The sequence below is a fragment of the uncultured Imperialibacter sp. genome (assembly GCF_963974565.1).
Taxonomy (GTDB): Bacteria; Bacteroidota; Bacteroidia; order Cytophagales; family Cyclobacteriaceae; genus Imperialibacter; species Imperialibacter roseus.
This window is the reverse complement of sequence record NZ_CAXBCJ010000007.1, coordinates 62632-85190: the sequence shown is the minus strand read 5'-3', so window position 1 is coordinate 85190 and position 22559 is coordinate 62632. Positions and strand designations below refer to the sequence as shown.

The 22559-nt window shown below is 39.6% G+C and carries 21 protein-coding genes; all 21 read left to right on the top strand.

All coding sequences use genetic code 11. The features are described from left to right. The first annotated feature begins 1 nt into the window (after position 1). The 21 genes from AAC052_RS11600 to AAC052_RS11500 all read left to right on the top strand — a co-directional run bounded on the left by AAC052_RS11600 (position 2) and on the right by AAC052_RS11500 (position 22481). Complete coding sequence (locus AAC052_RS11600; protein WP_339813398.1) at positions 2-1159, top strand: Wzz/FepE/Etk N-terminal domain-containing protein; 1158 nt, start codon at positions 2-4, stop codon at positions 1157-1159. A 198-nt stretch (positions 1160-1357) separates the two neighbouring features. Next, complete coding sequence (locus tag AAC052_RS11595; protein ID WP_339813396.1) at positions 1358-1891, top strand: ArsR family transcriptional regulator; 534 nt, start codon at positions 1358-1360, stop codon at positions 1889-1891. A gap of 8 nt (positions 1892-1899) precedes the next feature. Then, positions 1900-3039 carry a GDP-mannose 4,6-dehydratase gene (gene gmd, locus AAC052_RS11590; RefSeq protein ID WP_339813394.1) on the top strand — a complete coding sequence of 380 codons (1140 nt, stop codon included), beginning with the start codon at positions 1900-1902 and terminating at the stop codon, positions 3037-3039. A 10-nt stretch (positions 3040-3049) separates the two neighbouring features. After that, entirely contained in the window at positions 3050-3913 is an 864-nt protein-coding gene (locus AAC052_RS11585) for an ABC transporter permease (protein ID WP_339813392.1), read from the top strand. Then, a complete protein-coding gene (locus tag AAC052_RS11580; protein ID WP_339813679.1) occupies positions 3910-5181 on the top strand; it encodes an ABC transporter ATP-binding protein in 1272 nt (423 codons plus the stop codon). The genes AAC052_RS11585 and AAC052_RS11580 overlap by 4 nt, the downstream gene beginning before the upstream one ends. Before the next feature lie 7 nt (positions 5182-5188). Continuing rightward, the gene (locus AAC052_RS11575; RefSeq protein WP_339813390.1) at positions 5189-5947 is read left to right on the top strand and encodes a hypothetical protein; all 759 of its coding nucleotides are present in this window, start codon (positions 5189-5191) and stop codon (positions 5945-5947) included. Further along, entirely contained in the window at positions 5947-6885 is a 939-nt protein-coding gene (locus tag AAC052_RS11570; RefSeq protein WP_339813388.1) for a glycosyltransferase family 2 protein, read from the top strand. The genes AAC052_RS11575 and AAC052_RS11570 overlap by 1 nt, the downstream gene beginning before the upstream one ends. Beyond that, positions 6867-8435: a DapH/DapD/GlmU-related protein gene (locus tag AAC052_RS11565; protein WP_339813385.1), complete on the top strand. Its 1569-nt coding sequence runs from the start codon at positions 6867-6869 to the stop codon at positions 8433-8435. Before AAC052_RS11570 ends, AAC052_RS11565 begins: the two co-directional genes overlap by 19 nt. Beyond that, positions 8398-9039 carry a DapH/DapD/GlmU-related protein gene (locus AAC052_RS11560; RefSeq protein ID WP_339813384.1) on the top strand — a complete coding sequence of 214 codons (642 nt, stop codon included), beginning with the start codon at positions 8398-8400 and terminating at the stop codon, positions 9037-9039. The genes AAC052_RS11565 and AAC052_RS11560 overlap by 38 nt, the downstream gene beginning before the upstream one ends. A gap of 8 nt (positions 9040-9047) precedes the next feature. After that, entirely contained in the window at positions 9048-9803 is a 756-nt protein-coding gene (locus AAC052_RS11555; RefSeq protein ID WP_339813382.1) for a glycosyltransferase family 2 protein, read from the top strand. Then, a complete protein-coding gene (locus AAC052_RS11550; RefSeq protein ID WP_339813380.1) occupies positions 9800-10714 on the top strand; it encodes a glycosyltransferase family 2 protein in 915 nt (304 codons plus the stop codon). The genes AAC052_RS11555 and AAC052_RS11550 overlap by 4 nt, the downstream gene beginning before the upstream one ends. 97 nt (positions 10715-10811) lie before the next feature. After that, complete coding sequence (locus AAC052_RS11545) at positions 10812-12236, top strand: MBOAT family O-acyltransferase (protein ID WP_339813378.1); 1425 nt, start codon at positions 10812-10814, stop codon at positions 12234-12236. 95 nt (positions 12237-12331) lie between these two features. Further along, the gene (locus AAC052_RS11540; protein ID WP_339813375.1) at positions 12332-13144 is read left to right on the top strand and encodes a hypothetical protein; all 813 of its coding nucleotides are present in this window, start codon (positions 12332-12334) and stop codon (positions 13142-13144) included. Further along, a complete protein-coding gene (locus AAC052_RS11535; protein WP_339813374.1) occupies positions 13145-15010 on the top strand; it encodes a heparinase II/III family protein in 1866 nt (621 codons plus the stop codon). A gap of 212 nt (positions 15011-15222) precedes the next feature. Beyond that, complete coding sequence (locus tag AAC052_RS11530; RefSeq protein ID WP_339813371.1) at positions 15223-16143, top strand: hypothetical protein; 921 nt, start codon at positions 15223-15225, stop codon at positions 16141-16143. Positions 16144-16148: 5 nt separating this feature from the next. Next, positions 16149-17021 carry a glycosyltransferase gene (locus AAC052_RS11525; RefSeq protein WP_339813368.1) on the top strand — a complete coding sequence of 291 codons (873 nt, stop codon included), beginning with the start codon at positions 16149-16151 and terminating at the stop codon, positions 17019-17021. Positions 17022-17024: 3 nt separating this feature from the next. After that, on the top strand, positions 17025-18143 hold the full coding sequence (locus AAC052_RS11520; protein ID WP_339813365.1) for a glycosyltransferase family 4 protein: 1119 nt from the start codon (positions 17025-17027) through the stop codon (positions 18141-18143). A gap of 76 nt (positions 18144-18219) precedes the next feature. Beyond that, positions 18220-19545, top strand: a complete 1326-nt coding sequence (locus AAC052_RS11515) for a hypothetical protein (protein ID WP_339813362.1) — start codon at positions 18220-18222, stop codon at positions 19543-19545. Between the two features lies 1 nt (position 19546). After that, positions 19547-20755 (top strand): glycosyltransferase, encoded by a 1209-nt coding sequence (locus AAC052_RS11510; protein ID WP_339813359.1) that lies wholly within the window; start codon positions 19547-19549, stop codon positions 20753-20755. Further along, positions 20749-21510 (top strand): glycosyltransferase family 2 protein, encoded by a 762-nt coding sequence (locus AAC052_RS11505; protein WP_339813356.1) that lies wholly within the window; start codon positions 20749-20751, stop codon positions 21508-21510. The genes AAC052_RS11510 and AAC052_RS11505 overlap by 7 nt, the downstream gene beginning before the upstream one ends. Continuing rightward, positions 21507-22481, top strand: a complete 975-nt coding sequence (locus AAC052_RS11500; protein ID WP_339813355.1) for an NAD-dependent epimerase/dehydratase family protein — start codon at positions 21507-21509, stop codon at positions 22479-22481. The genes AAC052_RS11505 and AAC052_RS11500 overlap by 4 nt, the downstream gene beginning before the upstream one ends. Positions 22482-22559: the final 78 nt, after the last annotated feature.

The window sequence follows — 22559 nt, the reverse complement described above, 5'->3', positions numbered from 1 at the left end:
GATGTCAACAGACACGTCGAAAAGTAAAAGCGCAAAAGAGATTTTTTCGGAAGAAGAAATATCACTTCTGGATTTGGTGCGGCTTTTTACCGACCGAAAGACATTCATGTTTGTATCGTTAGGTGTTTTTTTTCTGATAGGAGTATTAATAGTGATCACCTCTCCTGTTGAATATGAGGCCGAGGTACAGATTCTTTCGGAAGATAATTCTTCGGGACGTTCCGGGTTGAGTGGTTTGGGAGGTTTAGCCGGTTTGGCTGGCATTTCCCTGCCGGAAAGCGGAGCCGCCCAGGGTCTTGGCCCTGCGATGTATCCAACGATTGTTAGTAGTCAACCATTTTTGTTGGGTCTTATGGACGAGCGCTTTTACTTTCAGGAAAAGGCGGCCGAACTTTCCCTGTTTGAGTATTTTTCGGAGGAACGACCAGGCCATATTTTCACAAAAACTTTTGATCTTTTGATAGGATTTCCGGGGAGATTTTTTTCGCTTTTCGAAAAAAAAAAGGAATGGGCGCTACCGGAAGATGTGGTTCCCATAGCTCGCTTCCAGAAAGACTCTGTTGCCGATTTGAAGGCCTTGCCCATTCTTAGTATTTCAAGAAATCAGGAATATGTCATGAAGGAACTGGCTTCCAGAATAACGATTGAGCCAGTAGGTAAGATTATCACAATAAAAGTGAAAATGCCTGAGCCTTATATCGCTGCCCAACTGAACAATATAGTTAGGATGAAGATTATTGACTATGTTACTGGCTATAAAACTGATAAGCAACGACAGAATCTTGAATTTGTGGAAGAAAGAGCAAAAGAAGCTGAGGACAAATTCAAAAGTGCACAGCTTCGGTTAGCCTCATTTAGGGACTCCAACCAAGGTATGGTAACCCAAACCGCTAGGACAAAAGAGGAGCAACTACAGGCAGAGTATAGCTTGGCGTTTTCAATATATAGCAAACTTGCCCAAGAATTGGAACAAAAGAAAATTCAACTGAAGGATGAGAGCCCTATATTCACTGAGTTCCAACCAGTGTCGGTGCCTTTTAAAAACTCCGATCCGAATGTGGCCAAAATTCTCACCATCTACATCGCGCTTGGAATCCTAGTTGGAGGAATAATTGTTTTCTTTTCCATTGTTACATCCTATTTCAAAGAAGCTAGCTAGGGACAGCTGCCGAAAACTCAAATAACTTTGATGTAACATCTAGTTTGAGTAATTTTGTTACTCGGAGTTGGGTTTTTTCCTTAAAACTACCTTGAGTCTCGTACTTGGCTATTTTATCGTTATTAGCTAAGTGTTTTGGGACTGAAGAGGCGAAGCTGTATCCTTGTTATCTACGAGGCTGCGTATTAATAAGTCTTTATGTTAGATACGCTTATCACATCTAAAACTCGCCTCAGATTGCTATTAAAGTTTTTTAGCAACTCAAACACACAGGCATACCTTCGCAGCCTGTCTGAAGAGTTTGGTGAGTCTACTAATGCCGTCAGGGTCGAACTAAACAGACTCTCAGAAGCTGGATTTTTAGAGAGTCACGTGCGGGGAAATACGATTGTTTATAGGGCCAATAAAATGCATCCTCTCTTCCCAGAAATAACCGGGATAGTATCGAAGTACCTTGGATTGGATCGGTTAATAGATCAGGTCATTTTAAAAATTGGAGATTTGGACGGTGCATGGGTGGTAGGTGATTATGCCAAAGGTAAGGACTCAGGACTTATTGACTTAATAGTAGTAGGTTCCATTGACAAATTGTACTTGGACGGTCTTGTCGAGAAAGCCGAGCGTTTGATACAAAGAAAAATACGGACGTTAATTCTTACTTTTGAGGAATTGCCAAAATTTGAAAAAGAACTGGAATTGGAAAATAGTATAATTTTGTATTCCAAAGGATAAGAGAAGAGATGAAAATTGCATTGATTACCGGCATCACTGGCCAGGACGGCGCATACTTAGCTGAACTTCTGCTGAGTAAAGGGTATAAAGTTCACGGCATTAAAAGAAGGGCGTCACTATTCAATACTGACAGAATAGATCATTTATATGAAGATCCTCATGTGGACGATCCACGCTTGGTATTGCATTATGGAGACATGACTGATTCGATGAATCTAACTCGAATTATTAAGGAAACGCAGCCGGATGAAATTTACAACCTGGCAGCCATGAGCCATGTAAAAGTGAGCTTCGATACACCTGAGTACACCGCCAATGCCGATGGAATAGGTACTTTAAGGATATTGGAAGCTGTACGCTTACTTGGTTTGGAAACAAAAACCAAGATTTACCAGGCGTCGACGTCAGAGCTGTATGGCCTGGTACAAGAGGTGCCTCAGTCGGAAACAACTCCTTTTTACCCAAGATCTCCTTACGCCGTTGCAAAGTTGTACGGATATTGGATCACGGTCAACTATAGGGAAGCTTATAACATGTTTGCATGTAATGGCATTCTATTTAATCATGAATCTCCATTGAGGGGTGAGACGTTTGTCACAAGAAAGATTACGAGAGCTGTGGCGAAGATCGCTTTGGGTTTACAAAAAGAACTCTACGTAGGTAATCTTGACGCCCGGCGAGATTGGGGTCATGCCAAAGACTATGTGGAGGCGATGTGGCTCATCCTACAACAGGACAAACCTGAAGACTTTGTGATCGCCACTGGCGTGACAACAAAAGTGAGGGATTTTATAAAAATGGCCTTTCAGGAAGTGGGGCTTCAGCTTCGTTTTAAGAACGCTGAAGAGGAGGAGATAGGGATACTTGATTCGATAAATGAGAATGTTTATTCGAAGAATATACATCAGAATTTATCGCGCCCAAAGGTAGGGGATGTACTTGTAAAGGTTGACCCTCGTTATTTCAGACCTACGGAAGTGGATCTTTTAATTGGAGACCCCGCTAAATCCAACACAAAGTTAGGTTGGAAACCTAAATATACCCTCGATATGCTCGTAAAAGAGATGGTGGAGTCTGACGTAAAATTGTTTGAGAGAGATTTGCATTTGATGAAGGCTGGTCATAAAGTGTTGAACCAGGCGGAGTAAAAAGGGAAATATGAGTTCTTTAATAATTGAAAAAGAAGAGAAATGGGATTTGGTCATTGAACCACAATCTGGCCTGCTAGATTTGAAATTAAGGGACGTATGGAGATATCGAGACCTCCTGAAAATGTTTGTAAAACGCGACTTTATTTCGTTCTATAAACAGACTATTTTAGGGCCTCTTTGGTTCTTCATTCAGCCGCTGTTTACCGTGGCTACTTACACCATCATTTTTGGTGGAGTGGCTGGAATAGCTACCGATGGATTACCTAAACCTTTGTTTTACTTGGCAGGTATTACAGCCTGGACTTATTTTGCTGATTGCTTAACAAAAACTTCAACCGTATTTACTGTTAATGCAAAAATATTCGGCAAAGTGTACTTTCCCAGATTGGTAATGCCCCTCAGCATTATTATCTCTAATCTTGTTAGGTTTGGCGTGCAACTTGGCTTGTTTCTGTTAATGTATCTTGGGTACTATGTATTTGGCACACAACTAGAACCAACGATATATTTAGTCATTTTTCCGGTTTTGGTTTTGATAATGGCTTCATTCGGAATGGGACTAGGCATGATAGTCTCTTCCTTGACTACGAAATACAGAGACATGGCTCTGTTAGTGCAATTTGGCACTCAATTGCTCATGTACTCTACAACGGTTGTTTATCCACTTTCTCGAGTCCCGGAAAGATACAAAGTTTTTTTCGAGTGGAACCCGATTGTGCAGGTCATTGAAGGATTCCGTTTAGGCTTTTTGGGAAAAGGTGAATTCAATTTTCAGACTATGTTGATAGCATTAATTATTTCTTTAGGCACTCTCTTTATTGGTGTCGTATTTTTCAATAGAGTTGAGAAGAACTTTGTAGACACCATCTGATGAGTTTAGCTATAAAAGTAGAAAACCTTTCTAAAGCGTACCAGCTAGGGCAATTCAGTACCGGTACCTTGTCTAAAGATATTCATCGCTGGTGGATGCTGATACGGGGCAAGGAGGATCCATTTTTGAAAATTGGTGAAACTAATGATAGAGCTTCAAAAGGAGCAAGCGATATTGTATGGAGCTTAAAGAACATTAATTTTGAGGTTGAACAAGGCGAGGTTGTGGGCCTTATCGGGCGCAATGGTGCTGGGAAAAGTACTTTGTTGAAAGTCCTTTCTCAGGTAACTTCCCCGACTTCGGGAAAGGTGAAAATTAATGGCCGTGTGGCGAGTTTGCTGGAAGTTGGGACTGGATTTCACCCAGAGCTTACAGGTCGGGAAAACATTTTCCTGAATGGCGCTATTCTTGGTATGAGGAAAAAAGAGATTTTGAGAAAGTTTGACGAGATTGTCAATTTTTCTGGGGTTGAGCGGTATATAGATACGCCGGTAAAACGGTATTCTTCAGGAATGTATGTGCGACTGGCTTTCGCCGTGGCGGCGCATTTGGAGTCCGAAACATTAATAGTAGACGAAGTCTTGGCGGTTGGCGATGCAGAGTTTCAAAAGAAATGCCTCAGTAAAATGGGTGATGTGAGCCAAGGTGAGGGAAGGACGGTGTTGTTTGTTAGTCACAACATGGCTGCTGTAAGCGCTCTTTGCGAGAGAGGAATAGTAATGAGAGATGGATTAGCTGAATTTGATGGAACTGCCTCTGCAGCATTGTCGTACTACAGCTCATTCAACAGGAACAATGCTGGTAGTAAAATCCTGCAAAGAGAGAATATTGAAAAAGACATTCAAGTTTTAGATTTACGTGTTTTGGACGATGGAGGTAGCGAAATAGATAAGGTACTTTCAGGCGACGATATATTCATTGAGCTGACCTATAAAAATAGAGCATCAAAAAAAGTCAGCATAGCTTTGGCAGTGTACGATTATTTCGATAGTCCAATGTTTCTCTGCAATAGTTTAGCTAAGAAGGCTTTTTTTAGTCAGCAAGGAGATAATCTTGTCGTTCGCTTGAAAATAGAAAGATTTCCTCTGATCGAGGGTCGCTATTACTTTAATGTTGCTTTGACCTCCTCAGATGGGATGATAAGAGCCCATTATGCCCAAGCATGCTCAATTGATGTTGAAAGAGGTGATTTTTACCGTACTGGCGTAATGGTAAACTGGCAGAGAGGTTTTCTGGTCGACTTTGAATGGATAGAAACTATAACGTAATTTATTGATGATAAGGATTTTAAGGGTAATAAAGGAAATCGCTTTCAACCTCAAAGGGCTTTCTTCCTTTTTTGAAGAATGGAGAATGCATCGTATTCAAAGCAAAATGCAATTGAACGATATCTATGCTCTCGCCCTTTTGCGGCCTCTTCAGAATGATATTAATAAGTATGAAACTTTTACATCTTTTAGCATAGCACCATCGGTAATTGTGCATGTCTTAAATGATATTGTGATCAATGAAAGAAAGAGCATTATCGAGTTTGGAACAGGTAATTCAACGATTTATATAGCTAGATTAATTCACTCTCAGCAGCTACCAATAGAGTTTATTTCGGTCGATCAAGATGGAGATTGGCAAGAAAGTGTAAAGCAAACGCTTATTAGAGAGGGAATTACGAACGTTGTTAAGTTTGTTCATGCACCAATAGAAGAATGTGGCTACCAATTTAAGTCACAAACGCAATGGTACGGCTTAGACAAATTGGCGAATCAGATTGCAGGGAAAAAGTTCGACCTGGTTATAGTGGACGGCCCTGTAGCATCCAAGGTGCCCCATGCAAGATATCCTGCCGTTCCGTTCTTGAAAACCTATTTCAATGAAGAGATCTCAATATATTTAGATGATGCCGGCAGGAAAGGCGAGATAGAAATTATGGAAGAATGGGAAAAACTGCTTACGGTCAAGTTTCAAAAAACAGATCGATATAGTCACTTTTCTCGTGGAACGACAATGAGCTTTGTTCCGGTTTTTTATCGAAGATAATGACGTTGCAAATATCAGTAGTTATACCAGTTTATAATGCCGCAAGGTTTATCAAAATAGCGGTTGAATCTGCACTAGCACAACCAGAGGTCGCTGAAATCATCTTGGTCGAAGATGGTAGTGAAGATCAGTCTTTGATACAGTGTAAGCATTTGGTACAAATCTATGATAGAGTCGTGCTCTATACACATCCCAATAACGTCAACAAGGGAGCGGGTGCTAGTAGAAATTTGGGGATTAAAAATTCGTCGTTTGATTATATTGCCTTTTTGGATGCAGACGATTATTATTTACCAGGTCGGTTCGAGGCTGAGAACAGAATATTTGAAGAGCACAAGGATGTAGATGGAGTATATGGAGCACTAGGAAGCGAGTTGCTAGATGACTTTGCACGAGATAAGAAAGAAGAGACTGTGACAACCGTATCTGGAAATGTACCGCCTGAACGACTATTTTACGAGATGGCACCAATTGGCCAGTCTGGATGGTTTAGTGGCGTTGCATTAACGGTAAAAAAAAATGCATTTCAGCGTACCGGCCTTTTCGATGTCGAACTCAGACTGTCGCAAGATACCCATATGTGGATTAAGATGGCCCTAAAGCTTAAACTTGTTCCAGGAGAATGCGGCATTCCAGTTGCGGTTCGTGGGATTCATCAGGGAAACAGAGTGCACAACTCTAGCAAGATAATGGAGTACAGGCCTACGCTCTTTAGAAAGCTCCTTGAATGGTATAGTCAAGATCGGGGTTGTGATGACAAAACATTAATTCTTTGGGACAACTATTTAAAATACTATTTAATTGTACATAACCCAGGCCGGACTGGAAAAGTCTTTTTTTTAATCAGAGCAGTCATTCAATTTCCATTTTTAGCATCCAATCGATGTTTTTGGCAGCAATGGCCCTTATTAGGAAGGATATGGAAACAGCACCAATAGTCCTTTTCGCATACAATCGTCCTTGGCATACCGAGCAAACGTTGGAAGCGTTGTCAAAAAACGAGCTAGCTTTGGAGTCGAAACTGTTTATTTACGCAGATGGCCCGAAAGAAAACATCAGTATTGAGGACCTTTCTAAAATAGAGCAAACCAGGAGGATTCTTAACAAGAAAAAGTGGTGTAAAGAAGTCTATATCAAAGAGAGTGATACCAACAAGGGCCTGGCGGATTCTATAGTCGCAGGAGTCACTGAAGTCGTCAATAAATATGGAAAGGTCATTGTCCTGGAAGATGATATTGTGACGTCAGCAGGTTTTCTGAAGTATATGAATGATGCTTTAAGACTTTATGAAAAGGATAAAGACGTAATGCATATTTCCGGATATATGTATCCGCATGATGAAACGTTGCCCGAAACATTTTTTTTCAATGTGCCACTTTGTTGGGGTTGGGGAACGTGGAAACGAGCTTGGGTAAACTTTAATGGAAATAGCGCTTACTTGTGGAAGGAAATAGCGTTAAAACGAGGCTGGGATAGCTTTAATAAAGTAGGGGGCGACTATTTACAAAAACAACTTGCGGGTAACATAACGGGGACAATGAAAACATGGTTTATCAAGTGGCATGCGTCATTGTACTTGTTAGATGGAATGTCTCTTTACCCAAATCGAAGTCTGGTACAGAACATCGGTTTTGACAGAACTGGAGAACACAAAGAAAGCAACAATTTCGCCTACAAAGTTGAACTATCGAATGGTGTGCGAGTTGATAGAATTTCTTTGAAAGAAGATGAGAAGGCAAAAGAAATAATATTGACGTTTTACAAAAACACCTATTACTCCTCCAAGCCGAGCCAAGCAAGATATATTAGTTGGTTTAACAAGCTTATACCTTACAGAAAACGAATAAAAATTATTCTAGACCTGTTGAAAAGTAAATCCCAGGAAAAAGGAACCGTTAAAAAAAGCTATCTCGGTAAGTCAGTTAAGATATATCCGGGCACAGAAATCTATAATTCCATAGTAGGGAACTATTCTTATGTAGCTCACAACTCGTTTATTAATAATACGGTAATACAAAAATTCTGTTCAATTGGCCCAAATTTTATGTGTGGCCGCGGAATTCATCCTATTTATGGAATATCTACATCTCCAATGTTTTATTCTACAATGAAACAAAATGGTGTTAGCCTAACTAAAGCAAATAAGGTAGACGAGTTTAAGACGACAACTATTGGGAACGACGTATTTATAGGCGCAAATGCTACAGTTTTGGATGGTATAACCATCGGAGATGGAGCTGTAATAGGCGCAGGTGCTGTTGTAAGTAAGGATATTCCTGCCTACGCCATTGCATTGGGGAACCCTATACAAATAAAAGGTTATCGTTTCAGCGATGATATTATTGGAGCGTTGTTGAGTGTAAAATGGTGGGACAAAGAAGAGGCATCATTGCAAGTACTAGAGCGTGACTTTCATGACGTAAAAAAAGTTATTGAATTCTTTAACCAAAATGAAAAATCTGATTTTCGAGATATTGGGGCTAGTTGAAAGAATTTATCACTTTTATGTTCAGAGAAAGAGTAGGGTGGACATAAAGAAGTTCAAAGAAATGCTAGTTAGTGAAGGTATTCTAGCAAACGATCATATTTTGAACATTCGATCGATTCCATTCTTCAAGAAGCAAAAAGGCTCTACAATCACAATTGGGAACAATTGTAGCATCGTTAACACAACATCCGAAAATGTTGCTGGAATACCTAATATCACCTCATTCGTTACCAGTACAGCCTCGGCCAAGTTAGTGATTGGGCATGATGTTGGCTTTTCTGGCAATTCAATTTGTTGCGTTAATTGTATTGTTATAGGAAACTACGTTAATGTAGGAGCAGGCGCAAGGATCTATGACACAGATTTTCATCCAATTGATTACCTAGAGAGGCGAAAGAATCCGGGATTCGATTTGAATAAAATTCCCCACGCTCCAGTTATGATTGGTGATGATGTTTGGATTGGAGCCAATGCTGTTATATTAAAAGGAGTTTCTCTCGGAAATAGAGTTATTGTGGGGGCAGGCAGTGTCGTTACGAAAAGTTTTCCTGCCGATACCGTCATTGGGGGAAATCCTGCTAAGATAATTAAGTCCCTAAAGTAAATAACCCAATGCCTTTCTTTTCAATTATAATCCCGACTTATAATTCCTCGGCTACAATAAAGGCTACTATTGAAAGCATCCTTTTTCAAAGCTTTGGGGATTTTGAGGTCTTGATAATGGATGGGTTATCAACAGATGCGACAGTTGAAATTGCAAGTTCGTTTGATGACAGACGAATAAAAATCATTTCTGAAAAAGACAACGGGATCTATGATGCGATGAACAAAGGGATAAAAATGGCTATTGGGAGTTGGTTATATTTTTTAGGGAGCGATGACGAGCTGTATAACAATAGGGTATTTGAAGAAGTTGCGAAAGAGATACAGAACAGCTCACCAGACATATTGTACGGTGACGCTTTTTATACAAATAGCAGGAGAGTTTACGGCGGAGAGTTTTCACTTTTAGTTTTGTTAAAAGTGAGAAACATTTGTCATCAGACAGTTTTTTATTCGAAAGGTGTCTTTAGAAACCTTGGAAGCTATAATTTGAAATATAAAGTTCTGGCGGACTATGATATGAACATTAGGTGCTTTTCACATCCTGACCTGAAGATTGTCTATCGGAATATTTTGATAGCCAAATATGATGAGCGAAATGGAATAAGCTCAAAGATACCCGATTTAGCTTTTAATGACACACACCCGAGGTTTTACTTACGAGAATGGAAAAAGTTGCTTGTTAAGTATAATTCAATCGACTACAAAGTCGGCAGAACTCTGTTAAGACCGTTAAGAATGATAAAAAAAGGTTTTGGAAAATGAAAGTTTATTCAATTGTTGTTACATACAACGGAATGCAATGCAATTGGATTAAAAAGTGCCTTGATTCTCTGATATATTCTTCCATCCCGACAAACATTGTTCTAGTTGATAATGGCTCGGTGGATGAGACGGTAGCTTTTGTCAGGCAAAATTACCCCGATGTGAATTTAACTATATCTGAAAAAAATCAAGGATTCGGCAGGGCAAATAATGTTGGGATTAGGGAAGCAATTGACAACGGAGCAGACTATGTTTTCTTGCTTAACCAAGATGCGTGGGTTGAAGAGAATACATTAGAGCTACTCGTCCGTGCTGCTGCTGACAATCCTGAGTATGGAATATTGTCACCCGTGCATTTAAACGGCTCGTCTACAGCCCTGGACTACGACTTCTCTCGCTATATCATTCCAGAAAAGTGTCCTAATATCATCTCAGACGTTTATTTAAATCAAATTGACAACAAGATCTATGGTATCGATTTTGTCAATGCGGCCGCATGGCTAATTAGCAGAAAATGCATAGAAACTGTTGGAGGATTTAATAGTCTTTTCTACCACTATGGGGAAGATATAAACTATCTTCATCGAGCTAAGTACCATGGTTACAAGGTAGGCTTGATGCCTGCTGCTACAATTTGCCACGACCGAGAAAGTCGACAGAAAAGTATATACAAGTCTGACTTTTACGAAACGACCAAAAGGTGGGCATTAATTTATTCCTGTAACCCTAGTAGTCGCGGATATGAGGTGTATCAATATTTCATACTGCGGTGGGCTGATTCCATCGCCCACCCGTCAATTTTTAGAATGCTGATGCTTTTTAAAGCCCTTGCCTACTTGATATTTAATACAAGAAGTTTTAGGGGAAATCGTGAGTTATCGAAAAGTACAGGTACCACTTTTCTAAAATAGGACATTATGGAGCGGTCATTCATTTTGAGAATTACAAATGCTTTTATGATCCTCTACGGTCTGCAGTTATTAAAGATGCTCAAAATTTTGTAGTGCGGTGCTATTTAATTCTCTCGAATTCCTCATTTTCTTTCCCACATTTTTTCTAGCCTACTGGTTTGTTTTTAATAAATCCCTGAAGCTCCAGAACCTTCTTATTGTTGCCGGCAGCTATCTATTCTACGGTTGGTGGGATTACCGGTTTCTATCTCTTATAATTTTTTCGACAATTGTAGACTATCTTGCAGGCATTCTAATCGGTCACAGTCAAGAGCAGAGACTAAAAAAACTGTGGCTAGGTGTAAGTATTATCGTTAATATTGGGATTCTGGGTTTTTTTAAGTATACCAATTTTTTCGTTAATTCTTTTGTTGACTTTGCCCATTTTTTAGGTTTCCAGGCAAGCCCCCACACCCTTCAGATCATTCTTCCCGTTGGTATATCCTTCTACACGTTCCAAACAATGTCATATTCAATTGATGTTTACCGGAATCAGCTCAAGCCTACCACAGACTTTATATCATTTGCTGCCTATGTCTCGTTTTTTCCGCAGCTTGTCGCTGGTCCTATTGAACGAGCCTCTAATCTGCTTCCTCAGATTCTCGGGAAAAGAAATTTCAACTACCAGCAAAGTGTGGAGGGCCTTCGATTAATACTATGGGGACTGTTTAAAAAGATTGTAATTGCAGACTCCCTTGCACCGGTTGTAGATGACATATTCCTGAATTATAGCACACACTCGGGGGGAACTTTAGTTGTAGGGGCTGTTTTTTTTGCTTTTCAAATCTATGGTGATTTTAGCGGATATTCAGATATAGCAATTGGAACATCAAAGCTGTTTGGGTTTGAGTTGATGTCTAACTTCAGGTTTCCCTACTTCTCAAGGGATATACCTGAGTTCTGGAGAAGGTGGCACATAAGCCTTTCAACATGGTTTAGGGACTACGTCTATATACCACTTGGGGGCTCGAAAGCGGGTAAGGTCAAGGCAATTCGAAATGTATTTGTTATTTTTCTGGTAAGCGGATTCTGGCATGGGGCCAATTGGACCTTCATTGCTTGGGGATTAATACACGCACTCCTTTTCATACCAAGTTTTTTGATGGGCAGCAATAGAAAATACAGCGGACAAATCGCAGGAGCTTCAGACCCCTTTCCTTCTTTGAAAGAGACAATCCAAATTGCCACCACATTTTGCATGGTTACCGTCGGCTGGGTTTTCTTTCGATCACCTAGTATAAAAAACGCTTTTGACTACCTGGCTCATTTTGACCTATCAATTCCCGAAATCCCCTGGGTAAGGTATCTCTTTATAATTGTAGCATTTGTTGGGGCAGAGTGGTTTCTTAGAAACGATGAGCGCAACTTGAAGGTACCGACAAGCAGATGGTTAAGAGGGGCTTTATACTTATTGATCGCAATTTTGATTGTGGTTTATTCAGGAACGGAAAGTGAGAGAGATTTTATTTATTTCCAATTTTGATAATGGTATTGTTCTTAAGGAAGACCGGGATATATTGTCTGTCATTAATTTTCGCTTTAATCGTCTTTGTTCTTTTGCAAGACTCTCGAGCCTATATGGACCAAAAATGGTTTTACTACCTAAACAATGGGCAGGAATACAACACCATTATATTGGGCAGCAGCAGGGCTGAGTATCACGTGAATCCTGATTACTTTGAATTGTCAAGTTTTAATTTAGGCCTTTCCGGAGTTGGAATTTCTACAACGAAAATGCTTTTGCAAGAAACGATCAAGTTGAAAAAGCCTAAAAGGGTTCTTTTGAATGTTGATATGGGGTATTTGAATGAAAACAACTTCACAAAAGCTCACCGGCCTCAATATTTAGCAAGCTTCTCTGACAACCCCGAAGTAAAGCAATATATAAAAGACCAATATGGGTTTTGGGGCTTCGTTATGTCGATAGAGCCGAGACTATACTCCATATTTATAAAAAAGGATGAGAAAGAACTTCTGAAAGGTTTGTTATTAAGGGTTTTGCCTGACACCTATATGCACCAGTTTGCTGAAAGGCATAATAATCTTAATGGGTTTAAACCACTAAAAAAACAACAAACAAGAAGTGACTGTCATGTTAAGCCAATAACTGTCGACTCCACCTCAATCCAAGCTATAGAAAGCCTTATTTCTTTATGTAAAAAAAATGACGTGCAAGTGATATTGTTTACAGCGCCCACACTGTACGAAAACGATGACTCATTTTATAGAAAACTCGCAAATGAACATGGAGTTTACTACCTAAACTATATGGACCTTTTTGATGACCCAAAATATTTCAATGATTGTCATCATTTGTACGATAGTACGGCAAGGATATTCTCAAAAAGGTTGGCCGAGGACATCGGAAGAATCCCACAGAGGACCTATTAAATGACCACGAAAAGAGTTTTCTTGTCACTCTCAGCAGCGTTGTCGTTAACATTATTTACGTCTACGGCAAATAAGAAATTGGTTTTTGACAAAAGCATTTTGATTAATGGGAGATCAACGATGACATTCGTTGATCAGGACAACCAACTGATTCTCAATGACCAAGTTGAAAAGTTAATACACGAGAAGTTGGTTGCTGACTCGCTTGTAAGCACATACTATGAGTTTCTTATTTTTAATGCAGACTCTATTCTAAAGTCCCCATTGCTGGAAAGAAGGATCAGCAGTGGAAATATGCTACGTACCTCTTGGGAGGGAATGAGGAGACTCACGACCTTAGCTTTAGTTTTTAGGGTATCACATGACAATAAATATTTACGTCGCTTAGAAGACGAGATAGAAAAGATTGTGGACTTTTCTGATTGGCATCCGAATCATTTTCTGGATGTAGGCGAGATGTCGTTAGGCGTCGCTCTGGCATTGAACTGGTGTGGACAATATTTTGACGAGAACCTCAGGAAAAAAATCAAGGAGAAATTGAGGTATCATGTTGACTTAACATTTAAACCTGGGCCAGGAAGTGGTTGGCTTTCAAAAGGTAATAATTGGAATCAGGTATGTCAGGCTGGAATAGTGGGTGCTGCCCTTGCAGTTAATGATAGTAGTTTTGTTAAGAAGGTGGTGTCTAGAGGGGTTGGTAATCTCTCTCAATCAATGAAAAGTTATGCCCCTGAAGGGGCCTTTTTAGAAGGGCCAGTTTATTGGGGCTATGGAACGGTCTTCACAGCTTTCTTAGTCTCAATGCTTGAATCTCGTTTCGACCATGACTTTGGTCTGTCCAAATATCCTGGTTTTTTTGAGAGCGCCGCTTATCGTCTGATGATGAACGGGACGTCTGGAAGGGTTTTTAACTATTCAGACACAGATCCTTCTGGGTTCGGTCTAAGTTCGAGAGAAGTATTTTTTTTCTTTGCTCTAAAAACCGGTGATAGTTTGTTCCTCAACAAAAAGGAGGTCTTATCGCTCGTCAAACAGGACTTGCGCAGTGGAAGGGCCTCCTCAAGATATGCACCCATTGCGTTTTTGTGGTTGGTACAGTTCGAACCAAAAGGAAGTTCAGAACTTCCTGTACTTTGGGTGGCTAAGGGGGAGAATAGTGTTGGAGTGATCAAAGACTCAGTATTTTATTTGGGAGTCAAAGGCGGGAAGGCCAGTCTGCCCCATGGTCATATGGATGCCGGTTCTTTTGTTTTTGAAACCAAGGGTATAAGGTGGTCAATTGACATGGGCAATCAAAGCTATTTCAAGGCGAGCAGTGTGAGCAAAATCGACCAGTGGAATTATGAACAATCTTCCACACGGTGGGATGTGCTAAGCAAAAGTAATTATGGCCATAGTACGATTACTATTAATGGAAGCAAGCATTCCGCTACAGGAAATGGAGTTGTTGAGGGGCGCTTCCTTAGTGAATCGATTCCTTCGATTTCTGCAGACATGACTAACGTACTTGCGGAAGACGTTAATCTTGCGCTCAGGTATTTTGTGAAACTTGGCCCTAAGAAGTTGGTAATCAAGGATTCTGTTGAATTTAGGAAAAGTGAGTATGAGTTCCGATGGCAGATGATGGTGGACGCTGAAGTTGAGGTGAAAGGAAATGAGGCTATTCTTAAAAAAGGGGGACAGCAATTGAATGTTAGAATACTTTCTCCCGACAATGTGGTTTTTGACGTCGTTAACCTGAATCCTCCCCCACATACCTACGACAAAGCTATGAAGGGGCTGAAACGGCTTGAGATAAATATATCGGCCGACCGACTTGGCAAGAACAAAAATTTAGAGTGCCTGGTTGAGCTGATCTCCATATAATCAGAACGAAGTTTGGTTTTATCTTACAAAAGGGGAATTATGCATCGAGTTTTTAGCAGTGTGGTTACCAGGAAGTAATACCCTAAAAGGCTAGAAACATCGAAAGTAAACTTCCTTGCATAGCAATTTACCAGATTGTGAGGTCACAAAATTAATTTTACTATCTGTCTAATAAATAATAATAAGATTTTGACTTTGCTAGTAGCATTAAAATGAGAGCATTTTGCACGATAATTACTAAGAGTCACTTACCATGGGCAGCGGCGCTAAATAGATCTTTAGAGAAATTTGACCCAAAAATGAGGGTAGTTGTTTTGGTTGTTGATTCAACAGGTCCGTTCGAAGAATATCGAATTAAGTTTCCGAACACATCATTTATCTGTTTAGATGAAATAGCTAACGACAAGGTAGCCGAACGCATTTTGGTTAAGTATAAGAATGATTTAGATCTTTTGAGGTGGACGTTAAAACCAGTTTTGTTGAAATACTTACTACTTCACTACTCTAAAGTCATTTATGTTGATAGTGATCTTTTTTTCTTTGGAGACTATAATTTTCTGTTCGGCTACCTTGACGATTCAAGCATCATTTTAACACCCCATTGGAGAGCGTCTCGTCTGCGTGATGATAGAAAAAACTTTTATCTGAACTTTGAGGAAGGCCTTTATAATGCAGGGTTTATCGGGGTCAATCGTAATTCAATGCCGGCTCTTGACTTTTGGGCTGAAAGTTGCTTAGATTCTTGCACTAGGAATTCATTTAGAGGACAACTCCATGATCAATCGTATTTGAATCTATTTCCTATTTTTTTTGATAAGGTGCAGATTGTGAAGCATCGAGGTTGTAATGTTGCAAACTGGAATATTTTAGAATGCAAAAGAACATTGAGCGCTTCTGGGACCGTAGTAATAAATGACGAGTTCCCGATAGTTTTTATTCATTTTACTCAAAGCACAATTACCGGAATTTTTGCAGGCAATGACGTACTTTTATCGGATTGTTTGAGCGAATATATAGATGTATTGAAAGAGTTTCGTGGCGATAAGGAAATTGATATGACCAAGAAAAGATCCTTGTTCAAGATCTTGAATAGAGTGTTTGAAAGTATCCATAACTTTTTAAGAAGTCTATAGTATCCATGTTGTCTGTTATTGTTCCTGTTTACAAAGATTGGGATGGACTAAAAAGTTGTTTGAGCGCTTTAGAGGCTCAAACAGTTGACAAGTCCACCTTTGAGGTAATCGTGGTTAACAATTGTATTGACTATCCTCCTCCGCCTAATTTTGCAGCGTCTTTTGCAACACTTAATCTTCAAATAACTAACGAACTTAAGACGGGATCGTATGCTGCCAGGAACAAGGGAATCAACTTGGCTTCTGGTAATATAATTGCGTTTACCGATTCTGACTGTATTCCGGCAAATGATTGGTTGGAAAGAGGCATAAGTCATTTTGAAATTGAACAAGATTTATTTCGAATATCTGGACACGTTAATCTATTTTATTCTGGTAAACGAAGAACAGCAGCAGAAGTCTTTGAATCCCTCTTTGCTTTCGAACAAGAGAAAAATGCGGCTAAGGGAACCTCTGTTACCGCCAATATGCTTGCAAGAAAAGCAGTATTTGATGAAATTGGGCTATTCAATGAAAGCTTACTCTCAGGAGGTGATCACGAATGGGGTTTCCGAGCATATAAATCAGACTTTCTTATTCGATACAAGAATGATGTTGTCGTATCTCACCCAGCGAGACAAACCTTTAAAGAACTTGCTAGTAAGCGACGACGTGTTGCAGGAGGAACTCACAACGGGAACAAATCTACATTTTATTATCTTTTTAGACTCTTGGTCAATTTTAAACCACCTATTAAAACCTTCCTGTATATTCAAAGGCATAACGAGTATAATTTGCCAGACAAAATGAAAATTGTGTTTGTGTTCTATTTGCTGAGGATTGTAGAAGCGGTTGAACATTTATCACTTTCATTATGGGCTAAACCTCGAAGGCAATGACATATGGCATCAAAAGTAATATTATTATATATTAATTCGCTAGCCCTTGGAGGGGCTCAAAGAGTAACTTGCAATCTGTCGGCCTACCTTGCTGAACGTGGATATTCTGTTTTTTTAGCCTGTCGTGATTCACCATCTCAGGATTTTTACCCCACACCGAGAAATGTTGTAAGAATAACAATTGGTAAATGGAAAGAGAGTAACTGGGTAACCAGAAAATTTCTGGTCCTTAGAGATATTTTTGCTCTCAGGAAAGTACTAAGAAAGAACAATGTTGATGTAGCAATTGGCATGATGACAGAGCCTTCACTGACATTGCTGCTGGCTTCTTTAAAATTAAAAACCAAAATAATTCTTTCTGAAAGAAATCATCCTCCATACGAAAACCCATCATTTATTTGGAGGGGTCTTCGTAGGTATCTATATCGATATGCGGATAGCTCCGTTACCCTGACACAGTCAACTGCAACTTGGGTGATGAAGAATACTAAACTTAAAAAAGTCAATGTAATTCCGGTTTCCATTGATTGGCCTTTACTCTCTTTTGATCCCTTTGTTGATCCAAACCTGTTTTTTGATCCCAAAAAGCAATATTTTTTGAGTGTTGGTCGATTAGATGACCAAAAGGGATTTGATAACTTAATAAAGATATTTTCAACAATAGCAGGAAAAATACCTAATTGGGATTTGATTATTGCCGGTGAGGGTAAAGAAAGGGAGAACCTGGAACAGTTGGTTCTTGAAAATGGGTTGGAAGGGCGCATTAAGCTGCCTGGTCGGGTAGGTAATATTCTCGATTGGTACAAAATGTGTGACATATTCGTTTTTTCGTCAAGGTTTGAAGGCTTTGGCAATGTCTTACTCGAAGCGATGTCTGCGGGTTGTCCGGTCATTAGCTTTGATTGTGAAGTAGGCCCATCTGAAATAATAGAAGATGGACACAACGGGATATTGGTTGATAATCAGTCATACAAAGCTATGGCAATTGCTATGGAAAGTTTAGCTGGTAATCAATCTCTTAAGCAGAAGTATGGACAAAATGCCACAGAAGTCAGGGAAATCTATTCAAACAAAAATGTACTAAATAAATGGGTGTCCGTAATAGAGCAATGCGACCAATGATGTTTGCTCTGCGAGGACACGAAATCGTACTTATGAGGAGAAGTCAGCTAAATAATAGTTCTACGAATTTTTAATAGTGGGACGCATCCAGAAATTCCTTTTGATTGATAGAACGGACTCAACCAAAGTCAGTGCCTTTTTTATTATAGCAATGTTTTCGTTGTTTGCTCCTCCTTTTTATGATCGCTTGGGTAGTGCTGGTGTTTTAGCTATAATTGTTTGCACGATAATGCTGTGTTGGCTCTCCATCTCTTTTTTTCTAAGAGGCACTCTTCCCCTCAACACCACTGAAAGGAAAGCGATTTTTGGAGTTTTTGCCGCTTATTTCATTTACTTCCTCCTACTACCGGTCTCCTCTATAATTGGCTTTATTTTCAACGATTTCTCTATTACAATTAGGGATTTATCGGATATATACAGGCCTGTGCTATACGCCTCTGTTTTTTTACTAACATTTTATTCATTCAACAGCAAAGAAAGTTTTATAAGTCTTGAAAAGGGGCTACTTATTGTCTTCACCGGATTTGTCCTTTTAAGCGTCGCTCATCTTGTAGGTTTTTTTGATCCTCTCATCGCTTGGTTCACGAAAGCTCATAATGTCAAATCTCGGAGGGTTTGTGCGCCTTTTATAAACCCATACGATTATGCGTTTGTGATGAGTTTCTACATTTATTACTTCTTTTTGAAGTTTTTATACAAGTCATGGAAATTTATATTTCTGCTCCTACTCGCTTTGTTAATGTTTGTATCTACTCAGTCGAGGTCCATAGCTGTGGGCATGCTTTTTGGCCTGGTTATAATAACGCCTGCCATGATGGTGTTGGTCAATTTTAGGAGCCTTCGAGAATTTAAATTACCTAAAACACTGATCAAGTATAATCTATTGCTGGTGCTATCAATCATTTTTTTCATTGCTTCAGTTGGATACCTCATTGAGAACTATCAATATCTGACCTACGAATTTGTAAAAATTTGGAATAATAGAGGGCAGGAGATTAGTGCAGGCTCAACACGGCTTGAGCAGCTTAATATGGCAATCGAGTATGCGACTGCTAGTCCACTGAATTTCTTTTTCGGCAATGGTCCTGCCAAAGATGTCATGGAGTACGTTGAAAGTATTTATACCTTCTTCTTCTTTCGTTATGGTGTTGTTGGGTTATTCACCATCTTCATTATTCCTTATTTAATAGCCCTGTATTCGTTAATTAAGATTTTACGAAAGTTATCGCCAGCCCATCCTTTGTTTGTTTTCTTTCTTGCAGCCGTCATATGGTTACTTGCATTACCAGTATGTGCAATTGGCAATAATCTTACCGAGCAGTTTAGAACTTCGTTTTTATATAACGCTTTCTTAGCAATAGTTATCCGGGGAAGGCTTTTGTTTACTTCCAATGAGACATAAAATGAAAGTAGGGTATGTACTAATGCAATTTCCTGTGCCTTCCGAGGTGTTTGTTTCGAATGACATAAAAGAATTAGCCCGGAAGAAGATAGACGTAAGTGTTTTTGCGTTGAAAGGCTATCATAAAGACCACTCGAAGCTGATAAAGGAAAGAGGGTTGGAGGGTATCGACCAAAGTACGTTTCACTCAAGAGCTATTGTAAGTGGGTGTTGGGAAATGATTTTGAATCTTGATCTTACGATAGTCCTGCTTGGCAAGGTAATACGAAACAGTATGGGGGACTTTAAAAATATGTTTAAGTGCCTTGTCTTGCTCCCTCCAAGTTTTTTCGTTTTTCGGGAGATAAGAAAACAGAAAATAGATATTGTCCACCTCTATTGGGGTCATTTTCCTTCTCTTGTTGGCCTTCTTATCAAGCAGAAATCTCCTTGGACAGTTGTTACCATATCTCTAAGTGCATATGATCTCGTAATGGCGCTCGGGATTAGCAAGAAAATGGTACTTGTCGCTGACAGGGTATTTACCTGGGCAAGACAGAATATCAATGACATCAAGTCTTGGGGAGTAAAAGAAAACAGGATTACTTTAGTGTACCAGTCTCTTGATTTGTCCAAGATTCCTTTTGCCCCGCATCATTTGAATGAAGCAAACAGTTTTAAAATTCTATCCGCTGGAAGACTTATTCAAGAGAAATCTTTCGAAGATGTTATGAGGGTTTTTTCGATTCTTTCAGAAAAATTTCCGACTGCTCAATTGTCTGTAGCTGGTGACGGACCTGATAGAGGTCGCCTCGAAGAACTGGCCGGACAACTCACCCTATCAGAAAACGTTGTTTTTTTGGGACATATCAGTCATTCGACGTTACTTGAGAAATTGAAGGATTCTCCGGTTTTCCTATTTATGTCTTCGTATAAAGGAGAAAGACTGCCAAATGTTGTGAAAGAGGCAATGGCTAACGGCTGCTTTTGTGTTTCTACAAACACTAAAGGGATGGAAGAACTTATCCAGGATGGCCAAAATGGGTTTCTGGTTGAATATCATGATTACGAAAAAGCTGCTACTATTCTGACGCAGTTTTTTATTAATCCTGAGAAGTTCATTGGGATTCGTAAGCAAGCCAGAAAGACAATAGAGAATAATTTTGATATCGAAAAATCTATGCAGTTGATGATTGATACGTGGAATCAATTAAAAAACTCGCAATGTTAATCGATAGATGCAGTAAATCGGTGTCTATTATCACACCCCTTTTTAATGCTGAGCTATTTATTGCTAACGCGATTAACTCAGTTGTCAAACAAACTTTTCATGATTGGGAGATGATTGTGGTTGATGATGGCTCTACTGACGGAAGTGTAGAAATTGTAAGGAGCTTTGCAAAAAAAGATAGTCGGATAATACTTCTTCTAAATAATGAAAACAAAGGCCCTGCCTTTGCGAGAAATTGCGCCATTGAAAAGGCACAGGGTAAGTACGTTGCTTTTTTAGATGCTGATGATCAGTGGCTTCCACAAAAACTGCAACAACAGATAGCCTTTATGAAGCAATCCAAAGCAGTTTTTTGTTTTTCAGACTATTCTACAATTTCTGAAGAAGGCGATATTTTGAAGAAAGGAAATGATTTACCAAAAAGACTGAATTACAGTAAATTGCTGAGGACGAATTATATTGGATGCTTGACAGCCATATATGATGCAGAGGCGTTGGGGAAGATGTATATGCCTCAGATTAAAAAGAGGCAGGATTATGGACTTTGGCTAAGTATTTTGAAGAAGACATCTTACGCATATTGTGTAGGTGATCAGCCGCTCGCACTTTACACTCAGCGAAGTATGTCTGTCTCCAGCAATAAAATTAAGCTGCTTAAGTATAATTGGAAACTTTTTTATGAAGTGGAACGCTTGTCTTTTTTAAAATCTTGTTATTTTCTATTTTGGAATGTAGTTATTAAAGTTTTTAAATGATCGCACTTATTGGAGGTTCGGGTTTTATAGGTTCCAGGCTTGCTGCCAGATTGAAAGAAAAAGGGGATGATTTTGTTATACTTGACGTAGAAAAAAGCTCCGCCTTCCCTGAGCATTGGAAGTGGTGTGATGTAAGAGACAACAGGAGCCTCTTAAGCGGCCTAGATGGCTGCCATACGATCATCAACCTTGCAGCAGAGCATAAAGATAATGTAACACCCCTCTCCCTTTATGACGAAGTCAATGTAGATGGTGCCAGAAATGTGGCTTTGGTGGCAGACGAATTAGGCATAAAGAAAATTATTTTCACTAGTTCGGTAGCGGTCTATGGCTTGCCGAAAAACGAAACGGACGAAACGGGGGAATTCAACCACTTTAATGACTATGGACGGACTAAGCTACTGGCGGAAAAGGAATACGAAAAGTGGTTTGAAAGCAGTGAGGGTAAATCATTGTTGGTGATTCGTCCAACTGTGGTTTTTGGGGAAGGCAACCGGGGCAACGTATACAACCTGCTGGCTCAGATCGTATCCGGAAGGTTTCTTATGATTGGCAATGGCAACAATCGTAAGTCAATGATTTATATCGAAAACGTCGTTGCCCTACTCGTGGCACTTATTGACCAAAAAGGCTATATGGTGATGAATGCTGTAGACAAGCCTGACTACACAATGAACGAACTTGTGAGGGAGGTGAATATCACCATAGGCAGGAGTGAAGATGCAGGCCGTAAAGTTCGTATTCCTTACTGGATTGGGTATTTGGGAGGTATGGGCTTTGATGTGTTAGCGGCGATTACCGGGAAAAAGCTTCCTATTAGTAGTGTTAGGGTAAAAAAATTCTGCGCTACTACTCAATTCAAAAGTAACAATATCAGCCAGCTTAACTTTACTCCTCCTGTGCCACTTAAAACAGGTTTGCAGAGGACTTTGAAAGCGGAGTTCCTTCAAAACCATAGGATAGTTCTTTAGGAGTTCATTGGTTAAGGATTCTGTGAATCCTTTTGGGTGCCCTACACTCAGTCTCTTACCAATAGGTATTTCACTTTT

Excerpts from the sequence above, each read along its gene's own strand:
- AAC052_RS11600 (WP_339813398.1), top strand. The coding sequence starts at position 2 with ATGTCAACAGACACGTCGAAAAGTAAAAGCGCAAAAGAGATTTTTTCG.
- AAC052_RS11595 (WP_339813396.1), top strand. The coding sequence starts at position 1,358 with ATGTTAGATACGCTTATCACATCTAAAACTCGCCTCAGATTGCTATTA.
- gmd (WP_339813394.1), top strand. The coding sequence starts at position 1,900 with ATGAAAATTGCATTGATTACCGGCATCACTGGCCAGGACGGCGCATAC.
- AAC052_RS11585 (WP_339813392.1), top strand. The coding sequence starts at position 3,050 with ATGAGTTCTTTAATAATTGAAAAAGAAGAGAAATGGGATTTGGTCATT.
- AAC052_RS11575 (WP_339813390.1), top strand. The coding sequence starts at position 5,189 with ATGATAAGGATTTTAAGGGTAATAAAGGAAATCGCTTTCAACCTCAAA.
- AAC052_RS11570 (WP_339813388.1), top strand. The coding sequence starts at position 5,947 with ATGACGTTGCAAATATCAGTAGTTATACCAGTTTATAATGCCGCAAGG.
- AAC052_RS11565 (WP_339813385.1), top strand. The coding sequence starts at position 6,867 with ATGGAAACAGCACCAATAGTCCTTTTCGCATACAATCGTCCTTGGCAT.
- AAC052_RS11560 (WP_339813384.1), top strand. The coding sequence starts at position 8,398 with ATGAAAAATCTGATTTTCGAGATATTGGGGCTAGTTGAAAGAATTTAT.
- AAC052_RS11555 (WP_339813382.1), top strand. The coding sequence starts at position 9,048 with ATGCCTTTCTTTTCAATTATAATCCCGACTTATAATTCCTCGGCTACA.
- AAC052_RS11550 (WP_339813380.1), top strand. The coding sequence starts at position 9,800 with ATGAAAGTTTATTCAATTGTTGTTACATACAACGGAATGCAATGCAAT.
- AAC052_RS11540 (WP_339813375.1), top strand. The coding sequence starts at position 12,332 with ATGGACCAAAAATGGTTTTACTACCTAAACAATGGGCAGGAATACAAC.
- AAC052_RS11535 (WP_339813374.1), top strand. The coding sequence starts at position 13,145 with ATGACCACGAAAAGAGTTTTCTTGTCACTCTCAGCAGCGTTGTCGTTA.
- AAC052_RS11530 (WP_339813371.1), top strand. The coding sequence starts at position 15,223 with ATGAGAGCATTTTGCACGATAATTACTAAGAGTCACTTACCATGGGCA.
- AAC052_RS11525 (WP_339813368.1), top strand. The coding sequence starts at position 16,149 with ATGTTGTCTGTTATTGTTCCTGTTTACAAAGATTGGGATGGACTAAAA.
- AAC052_RS11520 (WP_339813365.1), top strand. The coding sequence starts at position 17,025 with ATGGCATCAAAAGTAATATTATTATATATTAATTCGCTAGCCCTTGGA.
- AAC052_RS11510 (WP_339813359.1), top strand. The coding sequence starts at position 19,547 with ATGAAAGTAGGGTATGTACTAATGCAATTTCCTGTGCCTTCCGAGGTG.
- AAC052_RS11505 (WP_339813356.1), top strand. The coding sequence starts at position 20,749 with ATGTTAATCGATAGATGCAGTAAATCGGTGTCTATTATCACACCCCTT.
- AAC052_RS11500 (WP_339813355.1), top strand. The coding sequence starts at position 21,507 with ATGATCGCACTTATTGGAGGTTCGGGTTTTATAGGTTCCAGGCTTGCT.